This window comes from Sphingomonas sp. (assembly GCF_017304635.1).
Lineage (GTDB): Bacteria > Pseudomonadota > Alphaproteobacteria > Sphingomonadales > Sphingomonadaceae > Sphingomonas.
Window position 1 is genome coordinate 1 of the sequence record NZ_JAFKMA010000007.1, and the last position, 20,461, is coordinate 20,461.

A 20,461-nucleotide genomic window follows, 5' to 3' on the forward strand; every position below is an offset into this window, starting at 1 on the left:
TCTTGATCGCCTTGGTGACCGCAGCGCCCGCGGTGATGGTGTCCGGCAGCGGATAGAGGCTGTGATCGTCGCGCTGCGACGCGGTCGACAGCAGGATCGCTTGGGTATCGGTGAGCTTGGTCATAACGGTCTCCTGATGGGAGACGGCCCAATGCTGCTCCCACCAGCCACAGCCCCGGCCGATCCCGATCGGCGGGGCGGGGCGGGCCGGAGCTGGGCGGCACGTCAGGCCCGCCCGCGACTCGTCAGCAACTGCGCTGTCGCTCTGGTTGCGGTCGAAGTCGAATGGTTTGTCGCGACGTAGGACTTGATTTACCCCGCAGCCAGTTATCGTCACGTTCTGCAAGGGCGCGAAGAGCCGCCCGCGACCCGGTCCAGGCTACTGCATCGACCACGTGGACGCCGGGACCGAGACCGAGACCGAGACCGAGACCGAGACCGAGACCGAGACCGAGACCGTGCGGATCGTGCCGCCCAAAGGCAAGACCCACGACTGGCAGCCTGCCCGCTGGGGCGGCGATCACGCCGAGGCGTTCGCCGAGGTCGCGCAGGAGTTCCGCCAAGGCGACAAGCTCCAGTTCACCCGCAACAACTACCGCGCCAATCGCCTCAACGGCGCGACCGCGATGGTGGTGGCGATCGATCCCCACGGGGCCAGCGTCCTGGTCGAGAAGGATGACGTCCAACGCCAGATGCTCGATCTTCGCCATCTCGCCGTTCGCCATGTCCGGCCGGGGTGGGCTCGCACGATCCACAGCAGTCAGGGCGCGACCTGCGATCGGGTCATCGCCCACATCCAGTCGTTCCGCGCCAACACCGTCGATACCGCTTCCGCCTACGTCGCCATCAGCAGGGCCAGGACCAGCGCCGCCATCTATACCGACAGCCGCACCAGCTTCACCAAAGCGCTAGGGTTGCGCGATGGCGCGCGAGCCGCGGCGATCGATGAGACGATGGGCCAATACGATCGCCACACCGGTATCGAGTTACGTCTTTAGCGGCTGTATGGCACGCATAACCATCTTCCGTTGATGCTCACCGAAGGTCTTCTCTGTCCGCCGTATTTCTACATCATCTAAGAACTTTATGACGTAGGGGTCAATACGATCGCCGATCTGATGCGAGGTAATGAGCATCAAGGCCTCCTCCGCAAAAACCTCAATCTCATTCCACTCAGGACATGCTGCTTGTTCCAGCGTCACCATTCTCGAAACAAGATCAGCAACTCTTTCTAATTGATTTAACATGATTACCAACCGAACCAGTGCAAAGGATTAATGGGTATGTGCCAGTTAAAGCCCATTGTGTGCGACTCGATGTTCAAGTGATAAAAGCCGCCGGTTCTTGGAGGCCGATCCAGCCGTAAGATTAGACGCCCACCCCCAAATCGAATCTGCCCTATACGACCAGTCCCATATGCAGCAGCCTTGCCAGCTCCTTCGACCCTAACGAACGACCGGGCTGCACTTGCGGCACCACGCACCAACGAAACCCCTTCAAGCACGGCGACTCCGGTCATCGCTCCATTCGCCCGCGCTTCCCGGCGTTCGTTGAGTTCCGATTGAGGCATGGTCTGGGCCATTACCGCTCGCTGGTCCATATCGGCTTGCATCGTCGCCATCGTGTCGCCAGCCACTGCCAGATCGGTTGGGGGCGGTCCTTCCTGAAGCATGCCATTCATGCCCACATGCCAAGCTTGTTCTTTAGGCTTTGTTTGATGAGTTGCCGTACCATAATCCCCAGTACCGTTATCGCCGCCGTAGGAGCCTGAACAGGCGCTTCCGCCAGTACGGGAGCAGGTGTTGGCAATCTCTGTCGTCAATCCGCTTGTGTCAGTCCCATCGATCGGGTCGTTCCCCACGTAGGCGTAAAGGTTAGCCTGGTCCTTGTAGCCAATGGGGTCGGTTTGGAGGAACCTGCCGAGCGTGGGCGAGTAGATGCGGGCCTTGTAATAGTACATACCGAGGTCGGGGAGCCAGGCCTGCCCGGTGTATCGAAACCGCCCCTTGTTACCCATCGCCGGATCGTCCGGGATGCCGTATTCGTCGTAAGAGTTCTTCGCGATCGGGTTGCCATTGTCATCGGCGACCGCGATGATCGAGCCCCGCTCGTCGGCCGATAGCGAGCGCTTGGTGGCGCTCGAGACGGCAGAGCCTTCGAACCACACCATCGGATCGTCGTCGCCCGGACCGTGCAGATAGCGCCTGAGCAGGTTGCCCGAGCCGTCATATTCCGCGACCAGCTGGTCGCCGTCATAGAGATATCGCGTCGTGCCCGAGGTACTGCCCGCCGTCTGCCACAGCCGGCCGTTAGGATCGTAGTTCAGCGCCAACCCGCCCGAGCGGCCGACCAGCCGGTTCTCAACATCGTAGGTGTAGGTGCTCGTGCCATCGCCGGTCAGGTTGCCGTTGGCATCGTAGGCGAACGAGGCCGGTCCCGCACTCGTGTACTGGTTGAGCCCGTTCGCCACATAGCTCCGGCTTAGGCTCACATAGCCGGTGAACGCATAGGCATTGTTGTTGCGGGTGCCCGTCACGATCTGGTTCGCCGGGTTATACGCGAACGTCGCCGTCACATCGTTCGCACCGCCGCCACCGTTGAACGCGTTGTTGAGCGTCGTCAGCCGGTCGATCCCGTCATATTGCGGATAGGTCGCAGCGTTATAGCCCAGCGACTTGTAGTTGATCGTCCCTTCAGGCCTGTAGCCCATTCCCGCCAGATAAAGGCCGCTCGCCGTGTCGGCGTAGGTGAAGCGGTCCATGCTATCGTACTGATAGCGAAACACTACGCCGTCAGGGAACGTCATCGAGGTGCGGTTGCCATCCGCATCGTATTGATAGCTGAGCGTCAGCGCGGTTCCCGATAGATTGTTGGAACTCGACGCCAGCTGGCCGAAATCGTCATACGTGTTGGTCAATCCGGCACCGCTTGCCGAGCCGAACCGGGCATAGAGCTGCCGGCCCAATGGATCGTATCCATAGTACACATCCGCCGCCGTCCCTCCGGGAATATCCTTCAGAATGACCCGGTTGAGATTGTCGTAGCTATAGCCGATCACACTCCCGTCGCGCTTGCGCAACGACAGGCGGTTTCCCACGGCATCATAGCCATAGGCCTCGTAGTCGCTTCCGCTCGCCGTGCCCGGCGTCGTCTTGGACGGAAAGTTCCACTGCGCCAGCCTGTCGAATCCGTCGTAAGTATAGCTCGCCAGGTTACCGTTCGCGTCCGTTACCGTCGTCTGCTTGCCGTTCGCACTGTAAGTATACGTGACATAATTTTGCTGCAGCGATGTGCCGTAGGCGCGCTGAACCTTCAGCAACTCTCCGGCCGCGTCATAGGAGTTCTTGGTAATCCGATCCAGGCCGTAGCTTCCCGTATTATCGAGCACGCATGCGTCGGATGGGGCGGTCGCAAAACTGGACGCCGCGTTCAGTCGCTTGGCCTCGCAGACCGCCTCTCCACGATCGTCGAACGATCGGTTGGTAAGCAGGTAAGTCGTTCCGTTTGCCGACACCGCTTCGCGAACAGGATAGCGACGGCTGTCATATGCCCTGTCTGTCCGATGACGGACCAGCAAGCTTGTACTCGCTGGATCGGAGACGGTTCCCGTTTCGATGGCGGTCACCTTGTCATCGGCATCGCGATATGTGGTCCTGTTTGCGATACGAACCCCTCCGGGTCCGGCCTTCCCGATCTCCCAGGTCTTACGCCCGACCACGTCGTAGCGGGCATAGGTCGTATCGTCGGTGCCGGGCAACGGCCCGTCCGTCGACAACAGTCGCCCGGCATTGTCATAAGCGTATTGCGTGACCCGCGTGATCCCGGCTGCTGCGTCGATTTCCCGCTTTTGCAGCGGCAGGAATGTGTTTCCCCAATAATCGTACTCGGTGCGCTCTTCCGCATTCGTCCCGCAGGTCGTGCCGAAGCCGCAGCGCCGCATCACCGACAGACGGTAGATCACGCCAGAACCGGTATCATGCGGGTCATATTGCAGATATGTCTTACGGCGCACGCCCGTCGCATCAGCTGGATCGGTCTGCTCCGTTATCAGTCCTTGCGCATTGTAGATGTAGTCCGTCTGGCGCCCGAGCCCATCGCGCGTCCAGACCGGTCGGTAGCACAGCACGCCGGTGCATGAAGTCGTGTCGACAAAAGCGCTCTGGCTGACGGCGGCGAGACTTGAGCCCGGCTTGGCGTTGGTCGTTTGGTTCGTGATATTGCCATACACGTCATACGTGATCGCGACCGAATTGCCTTCGGGATAGGTGATGCCGACCGGCCGGACACGACTATCATAGGTGTAGGATGTGACGTGGTTCAGCGCGTCCGTGACCGACACGATTGCGTTTTGCGGTGGGGAGGGAACACCTGGCGACTTCTGCTGGATCGCGTAGGTCATCTGATAGCCGTTCGGGCCGGTCACGACGACATTGTCGTAATTATACCGGGACGCGCCAATATTGTAGGTCGGGTTCTGGTACGAGTAACTCCAGTTCACGCCATCGCGGCTGACGGCTCCGACCATTGGAATGCTGCTAAGCGCCGTCACCTGTTCGTTCGAACTGGTTTCGGTCGGCAGCGTCAGGGTACCGGAATAGATTTCCGGCGACACTCCCATGGCGTTCGCGCAGTTCGAGCACTTATAGCTACGGCCAGCCAGGTCTGTCGCCGTCCCATTTGCGTCGTAGGTAAACTGAACAAGCGGCGTCGTGGCGTTGGTGGCGCTGTAGATCGCGGCTGTCGCGACCATCCCCCAACCCGTGCTGGTGATGTCATCACTCTGGTAGGTCAGCGTGAGATAAAAGCCGAGATTGCTGGAGAGCCGAGTTGGCCGAAGCAGCAGAGCCGCTGGCGTGTTCGGATTCTGCGTGGTGTAATATGTATAGGTTATGACCTCACCGTCGGGATATGTCACACTACTTGCGTAATATTGGGTTTTGCGCGTGTGCGCGGCGCCATCTACCGCATAAAGCTGCAAGGTATCGAACTTGTAGATTTCGCCGGACTGACCTTTTTGCAGCAGGTTCGTTTTCGCGGTCGATCCCGTGTCGAGTGTGTTGGTGCATCCATCCGACGTACATGAGAACGCTTCTGAAGAAGCGTCGCCAGTGTGAAAGGCATAGGAGCCACTCTTCGGGTCTGGTTCACCCCCGGCTGTGCTCGCGTTCGACGACACGTACGGCGCCGCATTCTGCACCCGGTCAAACTTCAACCGCGGATCACCGGGGATGGATAATGTTGGCGCGGGTATGACGATCTGTCCGTCCGACAGGTTCACCCCGTTGATATCGGCCTGCACCTTGGGTGGCGTGAGGACGGTCGGCATGGTCTGCGCCCGCGCCTGGGTCGCCACGAAGCTGCAAAGCAACAGAACACCGACAAGGACGGCGTGGCCAGAAGCGATCGTCATTTTGGTGCGCCCACCCATCTATCCGGCTCTCCACCTTCTTGAAGTACAAGACTTTTGACTTTTGCGTCGCGCGGCAGTCAGCCTGAGCCACCAGCGCAGGCGAGAGCATTACCCGTGATGACCACGGACAAAGTGCCGGTCGCCGTCATTCCCATGGTATTTTTCACTACGTAGCTGAACGAGAGCCCGCTCTGCTTGGCAGCCGCACTCACGGACACCGACGACGCACTGATGATCGTGACGATCGTGTCCGTCGTCGCGTTGGGCGACACCGACACCAACGTGAGCGGTACGTTGTTCCCGGGGTCGCTGTCATTGGCAGTCAAGTTGGCGGTCGCCGTCGTGTTGCAGGGCAACGTTATACTGTCATTGACCGCCACCGGAGGCTGATTGCCGCCCGTTGGCGTTGGCGTTGGCGTGGCGTTGCATGAAGCCGGCGCAGATGTCGCAACGTCGTACCGCGTGCGATTGCCGGCGGCGTCGAAGCACGTACCGGTCTGGCGTGCGTTGTTCGGGCCACCGCTGATCGTGCTGGCAGATAGGCGACCTAGCGCGTCATAAGTATAACTCGTTGTTTCCTGAGCGAATGCTTCACCGCATATTGCGAGACCCGCAACCGCAGACGACAAAAGCCAGACATAATGGCACTTCATCGTCACCCCCCGAATCAATTCAACGGGTTTGAATGCACCAATTTGCCCACAACATGGCAAGGGCTTTTTTATTACGAAATTTTTTCGCTCTTGAACTTCATAACCAGTTCACGGAGCACGAAGACGCCGAGCCGATGACATTTCGGCTGAGGAGGGCGTCAGTTTCCATTCCATCACGCCCCCCTTTCTCTGACGCTATCGCTACTTCGCTTTCGGCTTGCCGGTCTGCCCGGGCTTGCGGCCAAGACCAATCTTCCTCGCCATGTCACGACGCTGCTCGCTATATGACGGAGCAACTATCGGATAGTCCGCTTTGAGATTGTACCGCTCGCGATATTCGTCAGGTGTCAGTCCATGGGTCGACAGATGCCGGTGCAAGCGCGCAATGCCGAGATGGGTCATGGAGCTTCTGTGAAAGTAGACGAGGAACGTGTTCGTGGCATGGCGGGGTCAGTCGATGGCTATAACCGTATGCGGTGCCAATGAAGAGCAACGGCTCGTTCCTTGGACTAGCCGGGCTGGTCTGTGCATTGGAACTTATTGAAGGAACGTCGGCGATGTCGCGTCCGTAGCGTGGACCTTCTATCTAATCGACCTCATTCCCGAAGCTCGGTTGGCTCGGTGAAGGGCGTGCCGTATGGACCGGTGATTTTCCTCGTCTTGCCGCCACCCATCGTCACCGCGGTTGGACGGAAGCGCCCGCATAGGGATCGTAAGGTATCGGCGTTGCCGTCGACTGCGGTGCTCGCGCCCGTGATGGTGGCGGCTGGATTTGAGTATCAACCGTCGGCCTTGGCTCCGTGGCCACTCCCGTCCAGAGCCCGCTTGCGATCCACGGCGCGCCAAAGATCAGGAAGCAGCCGAGAATGATGGCAGTGCCCCGGCGCAGGTCAATTCGTCCCCACAGCATGAGCAGTCCGAACGCTGCGATCGCGATGATGGCAATGGTCGTCGCAACCGAACCGAGCAGGGCAGCCTCGAGCCAGCGCATCGCGCCAACTAGCGTGCTACCGCCGGCATATACGCCATCGCCCATCACTGCGACAACACAACCTCGGCGACCCGCCGCCGACCAGCTTCGCGTGTCAACTGCACGAACACGTCGATCGACCCGCGCACGTAGTGATGGACGTCTTCACGCCCGAGCCGTGTACCGGTCTGCAGCACCAGCAACGCAATCTGCTCGATCGCCCGCTCGGCGCTGTCGGCGTGGACCGTGGTCATCGAGCCCGGATGCCCGGTGTTGACCGCGCGCAGGAACGTGTAAGCTTCCTCTCCCCGCAGCTCGCCGACGATGATCCGGTCCGGCCGCATGCGAAGCGATGCCGCAAGCAGGCTGTCAGCGGTCACCTGCGCCTCACCGAGCGCGCTGCGAGCGGCAATCAGTCCGACCGCATTATCATGGCGCAGCTGAAGCTCGGGCGTGTCCTCGATCAGGATCAACCGCTCGTGCGGCGGTATCTCGCGAAGCAGCGCGTTGAGGAACGTCGTCTTGCCGGTGGACGTGCCGCCTGACACCAGCACGTTCTTTCGTGCAACTACGGCTTTGCGCAGAAGGCCCGCGATGTCGCCTGCATTGAGGAGGCTCCGCAATTCCCGGTCGATCGCCGACGGACCGCCGAGCTCGCCTCGCTGCGTGTGGTCGAACGCACCGCCCGTCACATAATCGTCGAGCGACAGGTCCGACGACACATGCTTGCGGACCGCCATCGCGAGCGGTCCGCGCGTCGCGGGCGGTGCTGCGATCTGGACTCGCGCGCCATCGGGCAGCGTCGCCGCCAGCAGCGGGTGCTCGCGACTGATTCCCTGATGCGACAACGCGGCGATCTGGCGCGCCAGCCGCTCGAGCGTGAGCGTGTCGAGGTTCGGTGCTTCGATCCGCTCGGTCGCCCCGCCAAGCGTCTCGACCCACATCTCGTGCGGCCGATTGACATAGATATCGGTGACGTCGGGCCGTACGAGTACCTCGCCCAGCGGCGCGAGATAGGCGCCGAGATAGACCGGGACCGCGGTTGCTATGGCCGTCCCTCCACCGATGTAAAATCAAGGTCACGCGCAGCAAACACGCTGATCGACACGCCCTGATGCACGCGGAGCGTGCGCTGGATCTGATTGCTGCTGATCTGCGGGGTCGCGCCACCAAAGGTGCCCGGCAGCGTCAATACCGCTATGGAGTCACCGCCAGCCGCGCGCGCGGCCAGCCCTGTTCCGACATTGAGCGAGGTCTGCAACAGGGCGCTTGCGAACCGTTCGAGGAAGTGGCTGTTGACCTTGCCCTTGATGCCGGCGCGGCCAAGCGTATCCGCGGCGGGCGAGGCAAGCGCAATCGTCGCGCCATCGGGGCGAACCAGCCGCGTCCAGATCACCAGCGCCCGGTTCTGACCCGGCTGCAGGTCGGCGCGATACTCCCCGGTCAGCCGGCTACCGCGTGGGATCAGCACGCGGCTTCCGTCGAACCCGCGAACATCACGCGTCCCCAGCGCGCGGGCTGGCCCTGGCCGCGTCGAGTCGAGTGCGGATTCCAGGACCGCCGGGATCAGCGTTCCCTGGACGACCGTCGTTGCCCGGTTGCGCAGCGTCGCCGCGCGAGCGCGCACCGCCTCGGCCGGCGCCATCGCACCCAGGCCAGCGTTCGAGCCGGTCGCGCCAGTTGCACCCGTGCCCCCCGCCGAGCCATCGCCGCTGGTGCTGTCGAACACCAGTACCGGGCTGCCGCCGTTCGTCGCTCGCCCGCGTTGTTGTGGTTGCGGAAGCGGGCTCGGCGTCGTCGCCGGCGGCAGATAGACGATCGATGGTGCCGGCACAGGCCGGGCGACGCGCGGGGCTGGCGACGGCGTCGGCGCCGGTACGACCACGACGGGTGCCGGTGTCGCCACCACCGGCTCGGGGGGGACGAACAGTGGCGCGACCGGGGGCGGCGCGCCGTCGCTGTCGACCACGCGCTCGCGCGTTGTCGGCGCCATTAGCGCGCGCCGGCGGCCATCGAGGATGAGGAACAGCAGCAAGCCGACGAGCACGACGATCGCGACCAGCAGCCAGGTCGGCATCCCCGTCGAGCGCCTGGCGACCACTGGTCGCACGCCGCTGGCAGGTCCACGTGGATCGCTGCCGACCGCCGCCATCAGCGCTTGATCTTCACCGACCGCGTTGCGGTCGCTTGCTTGTCGTCGAGCCGGAACACGAACCGGTCGGCGATCCCGTCGATCACATAGCGTCCATCGCGCATCGCGCCGTTCGCCAGCGTCTCACGACCGGCGCCGTCGATCAGGAACGTCGCCGGCATCGCGCGTTCGGGCGGCCAGATGATATAGGTCTTCGCGCCATCGTCATGGATCGCGCTCGGGCGGATTTCCCGGGCGCCGGTCAGCTTGAACCGACCGTCGACCTGTTGCTCGTCGGTCGAAGCGGCTGCCTCGGTCGCAGGCGTATAGGCGAACCGCATCATGTAGACGGGTGCGCCGCCAGATGCCGACGACAGCTCGAACAGATAGGTTCGGGCATCGGTCACGACCGTGAGGTTGGTGGTGGCGCCGCCATCGGTCTTGAGGAACAGCCGGTCGCCGCGCTTGTCGGGCACGGCCTGCCAGCCGGTGCCGTCGCCAAGCGCCACATTCTCGATATGTTCGTCGGCGGCGAACTCGACCATCATCTGGTAGCCGCTGGTCACCCGAACCGGGATGATCTGATCGGGCACGAAATTCACGACCTGGATGCGCGGATCGGTCGGGATCGGCGGGAGCGTCTGTGCTCGAACAGCAGTCGCCACGATCGCGAGCGCAAGGACGGGCCAAGGCTTCACGGGCGAGCGACCACCGTTGGCCGCGGCGATGATGTTATCACCGGCGTCGCCACTACGACTGGGGCCGGCGTCGCGATCACGTCAGGCGTCAGCGCCTCCTGGTCACGGCGATAGCGCGTGACCTGGAACCCGAGCGGGTTGAGGAACCGATCCTCGGTGCTGAGCGGCCCGGTCGAGAACCGATAGGTGACGACCGCCACCCAGGATTGCGGCGGCTGCGCCTGGCCACCCGCATCCCGACGGATCGTGTCGAACCGGACCAGCGCGGTCGTTGAGCTGAGCGAGGACACGCTCTTCACGCGCGTCTCGATCACGCTCGAGCGTGGCAGGCGAGCGAGCGGACTCGCCGGATTGCTGACCTGCATCTGCAACACGTAGTCAGCTCGCGCGCTGTCGGCCGACCAGAGCGCCGTCTTGCGGTAATTGCTCTGCACTTCCGGCGTCGCAAAGCTCTCGCGCGCGATCACATATTGGACGAGGAACGAGCGCGTCAGCGCCGTGTCCGGCGCAAGCTTCTGCTCGTCGAGCGGTTTGAGTTCCTGGACATAACCGGTCTGGCGATCGACCAGCAGCGTATAGGGCACGACCGTCTTCAGCGGCAGCAGGAAGAGGAGCGCGAGCGCTTCGCATAGGGCGACCGCAACCGCGACCCCGGCCACGATCCAGGCAGCGCGACGCGATCCGCGCAACGCATCCTGCCGGTCGTCCGCCCAGCTTCCGGCCTCGCGGTAATAATTGTCGAGTTTATCGCGCGACGATTGTTTCATGCCATTCGATCCCGTCGCCGCGAGCCGGCGGACACGCGAGAGCCGGTGCGCCGCCGTTGCTGGCCAAGTCGTCCGGCGTAGCTCGATGGGTCGCTTGCCCTCACGCCACCTGCACCGTCTGCCCGATTGCGGATCGTGATGGCCCGATCACCGAGCGACGTTTCGCGCCGCTGGGATGCAGCGACGGCATCGGCGATTGCCAGTGCCCGCGAGCGCTCGCTCGAACTGATCTGGTTCTGATCGATCACGCGCTGGCTGCTGGTCGAGACGGTCGGCGCGCGCTGGCTGATGACCCGCAGACGCTCCATCATCGGCGCGAACCGGAACGCCTGCGCCATCCGGGCCGCACCCACCAGCACCGCGAGCAGGGTGAGCGCGAACACCAGCGACAGGACAAGCAGTTCGACCGGTACCTCCGGTGTCGCGACGTTCTGGTAGCGAAGCTCGAGCACGCCTGTCAGCCAGGGCAGCACCAGCGCGATCTCGACGCCCAGCACCAGCGACACGGCGAGGGCGCCGAGCGCCGCTCCCGCCAGCACCCTGATCCAGCCCTCGACCAGCGAGCGGGTCGCATCGAACAGCAGGAACAGGACGAACAGCGGTCCGATGGCGAGCGCCAGACCCGCCAGCAACCGCGCAGCAGAGAACGCGGCGATCGTCGCGGTCAGGAACACCGTCCGCGCGCTGCCGAGTAGGCTGAAGTCACGCGCCGGGTCCCAATGCTGTTGATAGCGCTGGGTCGACACCTGGGCGTCGCTGCGCGCCTGGTCGAGCGCGCTGCCCTGGGTCGGCGGGGTCGTGGCGCCGAGCGGTTGACCCGTTCCGAGCAACGCAAGCTCCGCCATCGCATCATCGACCAGCTGTAGCTGTCCGGTGAGCCCCGGTGCCGTGCTCAGTCCTGAGGGAGCCGCAATGTCCGCTGCGACCTCACCAGGGGCCTGCATCGCCACATCATAGGCAAGCGTATGGAAGGCCGGCCAGCTCGTCGCGAGCATCAGCGCCACGCCGACCTTGACGGCGGCGACCACGCTCTCGCGCACGCTCGGCGAATCGCCCAGCAGCAACCGGTAGCCGATCAGCGCGATGAACAGGGTGAGCGCGATCCCCGCGACGATCTGCACCGCCGAGCCCGGCGTCGAGAGCGCGAGATAGCCTCCCTGCCCGATCGTCTGCGCCTGACAATCGACATGCGCGAGCACGCTGCCGAGAAACGCGGTATCCGAGATCGCCGGGCACGCCATCAGGCACGTTCCATCAGCTGAGGCAGCCACGCCTCGGGGTCATCACCGACTTCGGCACGGACCTCGTCGAGCAACCGCACGGTCCGCTCGCGGCCCGACAGGATCGTCAGGATCTCATGCTCGCCGGCGAGATTGAGGCGTACGACCACGCTTTCATTGCCATGCTTGATGAGGAAGCAATGCGCGTCGTCGGGCAACGTCCGCACGATGTCGTATTCATGCTGGGTCAGCCCGAACCCGTCCATGTAATCGGCCGCGCGTGCTTTTGGGTTGGTCATGAAGATCTGGGTGGCGGCCTGCTCGATGATCGCGCTGGCGATCCGGCTGCGCAGCGCGTCCTCGGCGCTCTGGGTCGCGAAGCCGACGATGCCGTTGCGTTTGCGGATCGTCTTTTCCCAGTCCTTGATCCGGCGCACGAACACGTCGTCGTCGAGTGCTTTCCAGCCTTCATCGACCACGATGATCGCCGGCGTTCCGTCGAGCCGTTCCTCGACACGGTGGAACAGGTACATCATCGCCGGCGTGCGGACGATCGCATCGTCGAGCACCTGGGTCATGTCGAACCCGATCGTGTCGGCGGTGAGGTCGATCAGGTCCTGCTGGTTGTCGAACAGCCACGCGCGCTCGCCATCGCCCCACCATGGGCGCAGCCGCGCATAGAGGTCGGACGCCGTCGGTCGCGCGCCACCACGGAACAGTTCGACGATGTGCGCCAGGCGACGATATTCGTGGGGCTGCGCATAGTTGGCGTCGACCGCGTCCTTGATCTGCGCCAATTCTTCGATCGTGACGTCGCCGGCCAGCGTCGCCAGCCAGTCGATCAGGAACTGCCGATTGGCGGGCTGGTCGGGCAGTTGCAACGGATTGAGCTTTGCGGGCGTGCCGGGCCGCAACACGTCGTAGCGCCCGCCGATCGCACGGATGAACAGTTCCGCCCCCCGATCCTTGTCGAAGAACACGATCCGGGGCGCAAACTTGCGCGCCTGCGCGAGCAGGAAGTTGAGCGCGACCGTCTTGCCCGACCCCGACGGCCCGATGACCGTGAAGTTGCCGAGATCGCCATGGTGGAAGTTGAAGAAGTACGGCCCCGCCGCCGTCGTTTCGAGCAACGTGACAGCCGGTCCCCAATGGTTGTCGTTCGCCTGGCCGAGTGCGAAGTTGTGCGCTGAGGCGAGACCAGCGAAATTGGCGGTCGAGATGAGGCCACGCCGCGCGATATATTTGAAGTTGCCCGGGAACTGCGCCCAGAACGCCGGCTCGAGCGCGATGTCCTCGCGAACCGCGATGATACCAAGATCGGCAAGCGTCGCCTGCACCTCGGCGACCCCGGCGCTGACATCTTCGATACTTGCGCCGTGGACGGCGATCGTCATGTGATGCTCGCCGAACCCCGCGCGGCCGGCAGCGACCTCGTCCTTGGCGTGGCCAAGTTCGCCGCGCAGCGACACCGCTTCGTCCTCGGCCGAGCGCATCCGCCGGAGTACCAAGTTCATCTTGCCGAGTGCCGCTTGGCGATCGACGAACCCGAAGCTGTGCGAGACGGTCAGTTCGAACGGCAGCCGCAGCAGTTCGTCGAACATGCCGGGCGCGGTCTGCGCCGAATAATCCTTGATCGAGACCATGCCGACGAAGCTGCGCGGGGTCGGACCGGCGGCGCCCAGTTCGATCGTCTCGTCACCGAAGCTCACCCGACGATACGGCAGATACTCGCCGATATCCTGATGCGGCAGCAACACCGGACGTAGTTCGGCATTGTACAGGGTCGCCAGGAACTCGAGCGGTTCGGAGCAAATGCCGGCCGGGGTCTCGTAGACCGACAGCAAGCGCGGCTCGTAGCTGCCGAGCTGCGCGATCAGCGCGTCGCGCGCCGTATCGAGCTGATGGATCTCATGGGCCAGCGACACAGCGTGATCCGCGCCTTGCCGCCTGAGCCACTCCCGCGCTCGATCGAGCAGGCCGATGCGCCCCTGCAATGGTCGTCGGACGAGGGTCAGGAACAGGTCGTTGCCGTAGAGCCGGCGCGACGCCTGCCGCGCTCGCCAGGCCGCATCGAGGCGGTTCGAGAAAGGGTCGGCGAACGCGCCCGCCAGCGCCACATCCGCCTCGCGGCGAATGACATGATGGTAGAGCGCGAACCGCGATGAGCCGATCGCTTGCAGCATCGCATCGCGCAGCGCCTTGCGATAGTTGATCTCGTCGCTGTCGGCGGTCTCGAACAGCAGTCCGCGCAGCTGGATCACCTGGAGGAGCAGGCCGTCGCGCGTGAGGATGGTGTGGTCGTCGACCTGTGCCGCATAGGGCAGATGGCTACCCGCTGATTTCTCGCGCGCAGCCGTCCGAGGGTCGCCGCTCACGGGCGGTAGGAGTTGCATCGCCAGATCGCGTAGTTCTTGACGCGTGGGCAGCGGCTGACGCGCGTCAGCCACAGGTCGAAGATGCGCGGCTCGCGCACGCACAGCACGACGCCGACCAGGTGGATCGCGACCGCTGCGATCAGCGCCCAGATCGAATGGAAGATCAGGAACAATTCGGTCGCGATCACCATGTTGGCAACGAACCAGCTATAGGTGACGCCGGCGAACATCTGCGGTCGCGTCAGCGCCACGAACAGCGGGTCGCGTTCGAGCGACATCAGTTACCAAGCGACGCGGTCGACTGGATACCCGCCACGATCGACGCCGCACCGAACAGGATGAAGCAACCGAGGATCACGGTCGCCCCGTAGCGCCAGTTGATCCGGCCCGTCAGCATCATCAGGCCAACCACGCCGACGGCGATAACCGCCACAATTGTTGCCATGGTTCCAAGTAGCGTGCCCTGGGCCCAATGCACGGCAGATATCAGCACCCCCGAGCCCGCAGGATCAACAGCCGAATCTTGCGCATTAGCCGCCGAGCTCAGGAATAAGGCGGAAAATAGGGAGGTTATTCTCAACGACCTACGCGCAACCGGCACGATTACCCCCATTTATTATTCGGACATCCGATTGACAGGCCCGAGTGAATAAGGTCCACTCTTAATCTGACGCTGTCAACGAGATAGATGGGGGATTCTGTGATTATCCGTCGAGTCGGAATTGCTGCTGGAATCACATTTGCAGTCGTTGGCGCGGCAATGTCCCAGGAAACGACGAATTACAGCTACGATGCCCTTGGCCGATTGAGTGCGAGCAGTATCAGCGGCGGTCCGAACAACACGCGCACGACTGGTACATGCTTCGACGCGGCCGGCAATCGCATGCGGTACGACGTTGCGACTTCAACGCCGGCGGCCTGCCCCACCCCGACGCCAACCCCGTCGCCCACCTGACACGGTAGACGTTTCACAATCAATGGCGCTATTGGGGGATGGTTGATGGACGTCTGGAAGCTGGGCAAGATCATCAAAGCAGGCGCGGCTGTGATAGCGGCGGTACTAGCGACGACGCTGTCACCTGAAGCGATTGCCAGCACCGATCCGATGAAGCCGGATGCGTTCACCGCCAGTCCAGGCGGCGTCGACCTTCGCACGGGGCGGTATATCAGCAGTCAAACGGAATTCACGATCGGCGACCCGGCGCGCGGCGGATTTGTCTTCAGGCGATCGACCATGAATCCCAATCGAACGCATATCGATTGGATGGCGCAGTTTTCGCACAACTGGAAAATCTACGTCCTGCAGCAACCGGAAAATTCGAGCGGGACCACGTTCGTTTCCATCGTCGCAGAAGGCTTAGCGTCCACGTTCGGCGGCGATATTGGCCACACCTATTCTACCGGCGCCTTCACGCAATCCTCATCGGGGCCGAGAGGCATCCTCCACGCATCCGCGCTCATTGGAAACTACTATTATGTCTACACGGCGCCGGGCGGCGAGCAGATAACGTTTCGAAACATAAACAGCACTGATCCCGTGGGCGATTACGGAGCGGCTGCCTACGCATCCGAAGTTCGGTACCCAAACGGGATCATCTACACGCTGAACTACGACACAAGCAAACGACTCACCAATATCGTGAGCAACGCGGGCTATGCTCTTGTGTTCGAATACACCACGGTCGGTTCGACCAGCTTTGTCGCCAAGGCATGCGGGATCAATCTCACGCAGCAGGCCGTCCCATCGACCTGTCCGAGTGGCGTGCCGACAGTTAGTTACGGATACACTGGCTCATATATGAACGCGATCACCGATGTCAGCGGGAACGTGTGGACGATCTCGCAAAGCATCGTGGGTTATCAACTCAATGAGAAATTCTTCCGGCCCGGCGAAGCGACGCCGTATCTGACTAATGTCTACGACGGCAACCCATCCACGGCGCTCGACACCAACCCATGGATTATGAACAATCAGACATTTGCTGACGGTCATCAATATTCATATCAATGGAATTCGTATTACTATGACACCGGCACCGACAATTATATGGTTTACGGCAGCGGATATACAGAAAATGGCACACTCAACACAAGTGTATCATTCTCCATCTACGACACAGTCGACCATGTCCACGCGCCGATCATCTCGACGGGTCCTGAGGCTGTTACGGACCCATTGGGCCGAACGACAAGCTACTATTATTGCGTGTCGTGCGCAGATCAGAAGTTGTATTGGAAACAGCTGCCGAGCGGAATGCGGCTGACCAATCATTATGACGGCAACAACAATATCGATGGCCGTACCGTCACGCCCAACAGTGGGTCATCGCTGGCGTCGATCGTGACATCGGCGTCGTTCGATTGCTCGACGATGACAAATTGCAACAAGCCGACCTATTCGATCGACGCAAAAGGCAACCGCACCGATTATACATACGACCCAACGCATGGCGGCGTTCTGACTGAAAGCGCTCCGGCCGACGCAAGCGGCGTCCGCGCGGTCAAACGCTATGCGTACGCGCAGCGTTATGCCTGGATCAAATCGGGATCGAGCTATGTGCAGGCAGCATCACCGATCTGGGTGATGACCGAGATGCGAACCTGCCGCACATCGGCGACCGTCAGCGGCTCATGCTCCGCCGGCACTTCCGATGAAGTGCTGACCACCTACGAATATGGACCTAATAGCGGCCCCAATAACTTATTGCCGCGCGGCATTGCGGTGACGGCGGACGGTCAGACGCTGCGAACGTGCTATGCATATGACGCGGTCGGCAGAAAGATATCCGAGACCAAACCGGCCGCTGGCCTGACGGTGTGCTCGTGAAGGCGGCGCGACTGATTGGTGCAGCCCTATGCGGCAGCGTTGCGCTGGCCTCACCTTTGGCCTGGGCGCAGACTTCACCGTCGGCGTACACCTATGCGACGCGCTACAACGCCGCGGGTCAGGTGACCGGAACGATCGCACCCGATCCGGACGGCGCGGGGCCTCTTCACTATGCGGCGACGCGGACCACGTATGACGCGGCGTCACGGGTCACGCGCGTCGAGAAGGGCGAGCTGTCGTTGTGGCAGGACGAGACGATCGCACCGTCCGCGTGGAGCGGGTTTACCGTGTTCAGTCAGGTCGACACGACCTACGACGCGATGGACCGCAAGTTGACTGAAACGGTGTCGTCCGGCGGCACCGCTAATGGATTGACCCAGTACAGCTACGACAGCCTGGGCCGCCTCGACTGCACTGCGGTGCGGATGAACCCGGCGGTATATGGCTCGCTGCCATCATCGGCGTGCTCGCTCGGGACGGCGGGGAGCTATGGTCCTGACCGGATCACGCGCAACGTGTACGATGCAGCGGGTCAGTTGCTGAAGGTGCAGAAGGCGTATGGGACGTCGCTGCAGCAGGATTACGAGACCTACACCTACAGCGCCAACGGCAAGCCGCTGACGATGAAGGACGCCAACGGCAACGTCGCTGGCTACACCTATGACGGGTTCGACCGGCTGGCGCAGTGGAACTTCCCGGACAAGGTGAGCACCGGTGCGATCAGCAGCACCGACTATGAGGCGTATACGTACGACGCCAATGGCAACCGGCTTACGTTGCGCAAGCGCGACGGGAGCGTGATCGCCTACACCTACGATGCGCTGAACCGTATGACCGTCAAGGATATCCCCGGCGGGACCGCGACCGACGTCTATTACGGCTACGACCTGCGCGGGCTTCAGACCTATGCGCGGTTCGGCTCGGCGAGCGGTGCTGGGCTGACCAACACGTATGACGGGTTCGGGCGGCTGGCGAGCACCTCGACCAACCAGTCGGGCACGACGCTGACGCTTGGCTATACCTATGACGCCGATGGCAACCGACTGACGATGACGTTCCCCGACGGCGCTGTGTTCCGATACCAATATGACGGGCTCGACCGGTTCACCTACGCCGACACGTCGAGCGGCCTCTATCTCGCGAGCATAGGGTATAAGCCGCAAGGCACGCTCGACCACAAGTCGCTCGGCTACAACGCCGCGACCTATCCGCAATATGACGGTTTGGGCCGTCTGACGACACTCAACAACGCGTTCAACGGCGGTGGCGGTGCGAACGACGTGACGGCGACGTTCGCGTATAACCCGGCGAACCAGATCGTGACGGGGACGCGCAACAACAATGCCTATGCGTTCACCGGCTACGTCAGCCTCAGCCGCAGCTATGCGGCGAACGGGCTCAACCAATACACGACCGCGGGACCGGCTACGTTCGCCTACGATGCCAATGGCAACCTGACCGGCGACGGCACGAGCACCTACGCCTACGATGTCGAGAACCGGCTGGTCGGCCGCTCGGGCGGGTTGGCGCTGACCTACGATCCGAACGGCCGGCTGTGGCAGACGGCAGGTGGCGCCTCGGGCACGACGCAGTACCTCTATGACGGCGACCAGCTGGTCGCGGAATATGACGGCTCGGGCAATTTGCTCCGGCGGTACGTGCACGGGCCGGGCGACGACGACCCGATGGTGTGGTTCGAGGGCTCTGCGGTCACCAGCGCGACCAAGCGCTCGCTATCGGCCGACGAGCGGGGCTCGATCATTGCGGTCGCCGACGACAGCGGCAATCCGATCGCCAAGAACAGCTATGACGAATATGGCATCCCGGGTACCGCGAACCTCGGGCGGTTCCAGTATACCGGCCAGGCCTGGCTGCCGGACCTTGGCATGTACTATTACAAGGCCCGCATCTACTCACCCACGCTCGGCCGGTTCCTCCAGACCGATCCCATCGGCTACAAGGATCAGGTCAATCTCTACGCTTATGTTGCAAACGATCCGGTCGACGGGGTCGACAATAGCGGCACAACCGGTTCGCATATTGACGACGGCCCTGGTGCGTTTTCGGGATACGTCGTCGGTGAGATCGACACTGGGTTGGCCACGGAGGAGCAGGCTAATCAGACTAAACGTGGAGCAAAGCCACCTCCGCCAGGTGCAAAACAGCCCGGAATCCTTTCACGCGCGTGGACATGGGCGAAAAATAATCCGGTGAAAACAGCGATTGGAGCCGCAGCGACCGTCGCGACAGTAATCTGCTTTTTTGCCGAACCATGTGGGCTGGGCGAGGCGATTGCTGGTGGCGCGACAGCAGGCGAGGCCGGAGGGGCTGAGGTAGCGGCAGAAAGTATGCTCCCTGAGGGCGAAAGCCAGCTAGGGCATATATTTCGAAATGCCGAGGGTCACTTGCCAAACACTGCGGCTAACCGAGCGTTACTTAACGATGTTGCTAGCGACGCTAGGACCGTTTTGGGGACTGATAGATATGGCGCGACATGGTCAGCAAGAATGCTTCCTAATGGAAGCCAAGCCTGGACAAGGGTTATAAATGGTAGAATTGTAAATGGAGGTGTGAATCTAACTCCAAGAGACTTTAATCCTATCACTGGCCTATCGTCTTCAATCAAACCATAGGTAGATTAAGACTATGACAGAAGATCAAGCTTTTACAGCAATGTTCCTTTTTTTGGAAGAAGAATGGAAACGGACGCAATCTGAGGCTTTGGCTATCATCCTTGGTGATATGTCTCTGCTTGAGGACGGCCGTCCGGCCGACGCAGCAGTTTTGCAAGACTGGAAAATCGCAGTTGCGCGTGCCCTTGGCGGAGAAAGCGTTGGAAGCCTTAAATTGTCCTAAACTTGGATGTAAATTACCACAACAGGATTCCAGACTCGTCTGTTATACCAACGCGGCCGCTGATAGCATTTATACATGAGCCGCAAATCCAGAGCGCCGCCACCCAGCCCGTTTCGCCGGTTTAGCTCGTCACCGGAGGTGATCCGCCTGGTGGTGATGATGTACGTCCGCTTCCCGCTGAGCTTACGCAATGTCGAGGACCTGCTGTTCGAGCGCGGGATCGACATTTGCCACGAGACGGTGCGGCACTGGTGGAACAGGTTCGGCCCGATGTTTGCGGGCGACATCCGGCGGCAGAGGGTCAGTCGCATGCGCGGGTTCCGCCATTGGCGATGGCATCTCGACGAGATGTACGTGAAACTCAACGGCGAGATGGTCTATCTCTGGCGAGCGGTCGACCACGAGGGCGAGATCCTCGAAAGCTATGTCACCAAGACCCGCGACAAGGAGGCAGCGCTCCGTTTCATGAAGAAGGCGCTGAAGCGCCATGGATCACCTGAGGCGGTCACCACCGATGGTCTGCGCTCGTATCGCGCGGCGATGAATGAGCTCGG

Annotated in this window: 18 protein-coding genes and 1 pseudogene; 6 read left to right on the forward strand and 13 right to left on the reverse strand. The window is 62.1% G+C overall.

The window, feature by feature from the left end; translation table 11 throughout:
* Window positions 1-395 precede the first annotated feature (395 nt).
* The gene (locus J0I47_RS15655; RefSeq protein ID WP_294047872.1) at window positions 396-998 is read left to right on the forward strand and encodes a hypothetical protein; all 603 of its coding nucleotides are present in this window, start codon (window positions 396-398) and stop codon (window positions 996-998) included.
* On the opposite strand, the gene J0I47_RS15660 is transcribed toward J0I47_RS15655, so the two are convergent.
* The 4 genes and pseudogenes from J0I47_RS15660 to J0I47_RS15675 form a co-directional block, all read right to left on the reverse strand.
* Window positions 987-1,205, reverse strand: coding sequence for a hypothetical protein (locus J0I47_RS15660; RefSeq protein WP_294047873.1), 219 nt, complete (start codon window positions 1,203-1,205; stop codon window positions 987-989). The genes J0I47_RS15655 and J0I47_RS15660 overlap by 12 nt on opposite strands.
* Before the next feature lie 44 nt (window positions 1,206-1,249).
* The gene (locus tag J0I47_RS15665; protein ID WP_294047874.1) at window positions 1,250-5,410 is read right to left on the reverse strand and encodes an RHS repeat-associated core domain-containing protein; all 4,161 of its coding nucleotides are present in this window, start codon (window positions 5,408-5,410) and stop codon (window positions 1,250-1,252) included.
* A 77-nt stretch (window positions 5,411-5,487) separates the two neighbouring features.
* Window positions 5,488-6,063: an Ig-like domain-containing protein gene (locus J0I47_RS15670; RefSeq protein WP_294047875.1), complete on the reverse strand. Its 576-nt coding sequence runs from the start codon at window positions 6,061-6,063 to the stop codon at window positions 5,488-5,490.
* 201 nt (window positions 6,064-6,264) lie between these two features.
* Window positions 6,265-6,441, reverse strand: a pseudogene (locus tag J0I47_RS15675) (MucR family transcriptional regulator); the annotation flags it as partial.
* On the opposite strand from J0I47_RS15675, the gene J0I47_RS15790 reads away from it, so the two are divergent.
* Window positions 6,408-6,530 (forward strand): DUF3761 domain-containing protein, encoded by a 123-nt coding sequence (locus J0I47_RS15790; protein ID WP_366810256.1) that lies wholly within the window; start codon window positions 6,408-6,410, stop codon window positions 6,528-6,530. The pseudogene J0I47_RS15675 and the gene J0I47_RS15790 sit on opposite strands and share 34 nt — an antisense overlap.
* 209 nt (window positions 6,531-6,739) lie before the next feature.
* On the opposite strand, the gene J0I47_RS15680 is transcribed toward J0I47_RS15790, so the two are convergent.
* From J0I47_RS15680 to J0I47_RS15720, 9 genes are read right to left on the reverse strand one after another with little or no spacing between them, the layout of a single operon-like run.
* Window positions 6,740-7,054, reverse strand: coding sequence for a TrbC/VirB2 family protein (locus J0I47_RS15680; RefSeq protein WP_294047876.1), 315 nt, complete (start codon window positions 7,052-7,054; stop codon window positions 6,740-6,742).
* 44 nt (window positions 7,055-7,098) lie between these two features.
* On the reverse strand, window positions 7,099-8,100 hold the full coding sequence (gene virB11, locus J0I47_RS15685; protein WP_294047888.1) for a P-type DNA transfer ATPase VirB11: 1,002 nt from the start codon (window positions 8,098-8,100) through the stop codon (window positions 7,099-7,101).
* Entirely contained in the window at window positions 8,079-9,185 is a 1,107-nt protein-coding gene (locus J0I47_RS15690; RefSeq protein ID WP_294047877.1) for a TrbI/VirB10 family protein, read from the reverse strand. The genes virB11 and J0I47_RS15690 overlap by 22 nt, the downstream gene beginning before the upstream one ends.
* Complete coding sequence (locus J0I47_RS15695) at window positions 9,185-9,829, reverse strand: TrbG/VirB9 family P-type conjugative transfer protein (protein ID WP_294047878.1); 645 nt, start codon at window positions 9,827-9,829, stop codon at window positions 9,185-9,187. Before J0I47_RS15695 ends, J0I47_RS15690 begins: the two co-directional genes overlap by 1 nt.
* A 29-nt stretch (window positions 9,830-9,858) precedes the next feature.
* Window positions 9,859-10,629, reverse strand: a complete 771-nt coding sequence (locus J0I47_RS15700; RefSeq protein WP_294047879.1) for a virB8 family protein — start codon at window positions 10,627-10,629, stop codon at window positions 9,859-9,861.
* Window positions 10,626-11,870 (reverse strand): type IV secretion system protein, encoded by a 1,245-nt coding sequence (locus tag J0I47_RS15705; protein ID WP_294047880.1) that lies wholly within the window; start codon window positions 11,868-11,870, stop codon window positions 10,626-10,628. The genes J0I47_RS15700 and J0I47_RS15705 overlap by 4 nt, the downstream gene beginning before the upstream one ends.
* The gene (locus tag J0I47_RS15710) at window positions 11,870-14,242 is read right to left on the reverse strand and encodes a VirB4 family type IV secretion system protein (protein ID WP_294047881.1); all 2,373 of its coding nucleotides are present in this window, start codon (window positions 14,240-14,242) and stop codon (window positions 11,870-11,872) included. Before J0I47_RS15710 ends, J0I47_RS15705 begins: the two co-directional genes overlap by 1 nt.
* On the reverse strand, window positions 14,221-14,502 hold the full coding sequence (locus J0I47_RS15715; RefSeq protein WP_294047882.1) for a type IV secretion system protein VirB3: 282 nt from the start codon (window positions 14,500-14,502) through the stop codon (window positions 14,221-14,223). Before J0I47_RS15715 ends, J0I47_RS15710 begins: the two co-directional genes overlap by 22 nt.
* Complete coding sequence (locus J0I47_RS15720) at window positions 14,502-14,837, reverse strand: TrbC/VirB2 family protein (RefSeq protein WP_294047883.1); 336 nt, start codon at window positions 14,835-14,837, stop codon at window positions 14,502-14,504. The genes J0I47_RS15715 and J0I47_RS15720 overlap by 1 nt, the downstream gene beginning before the upstream one ends.
* 387 nt (window positions 14,838-15,224) lie before the next feature.
* Between J0I47_RS15720 and J0I47_RS15725 the strand changes: the two genes are divergently transcribed.
* From J0I47_RS15725 to J0I47_RS15740, 4 genes are all read left to right on the forward strand, one after another.
* Window positions 15,225-17,051, forward strand: coding sequence for a hypothetical protein (locus J0I47_RS15725; protein WP_294047884.1), 1,827 nt, complete (start codon window positions 15,225-15,227; stop codon window positions 17,049-17,051).
* Entirely contained in the window at window positions 17,042-19,684 is a 2,643-nt protein-coding gene (locus tag J0I47_RS15730) for an RHS repeat-associated core domain-containing protein (RefSeq protein ID WP_294047885.1), read from the forward strand. The genes J0I47_RS15725 and J0I47_RS15730 overlap by 10 nt, the downstream gene beginning before the upstream one ends.
* Before the next feature lie 13 nt (window positions 19,685-19,697).
* On the forward strand, window positions 19,698-19,907 hold the full coding sequence (locus J0I47_RS15735) for a hypothetical protein (RefSeq protein ID WP_294047886.1): 210 nt from the start codon (window positions 19,698-19,700) through the stop codon (window positions 19,905-19,907).
* A gap of 75 nt (window positions 19,908-19,982) precedes the next feature.
* The coding region (locus J0I47_RS15740) for an IS6 family transposase (protein WP_294047887.1) at window positions 19,983-20,461 on the forward strand (479 nt) is incomplete at its 3' end.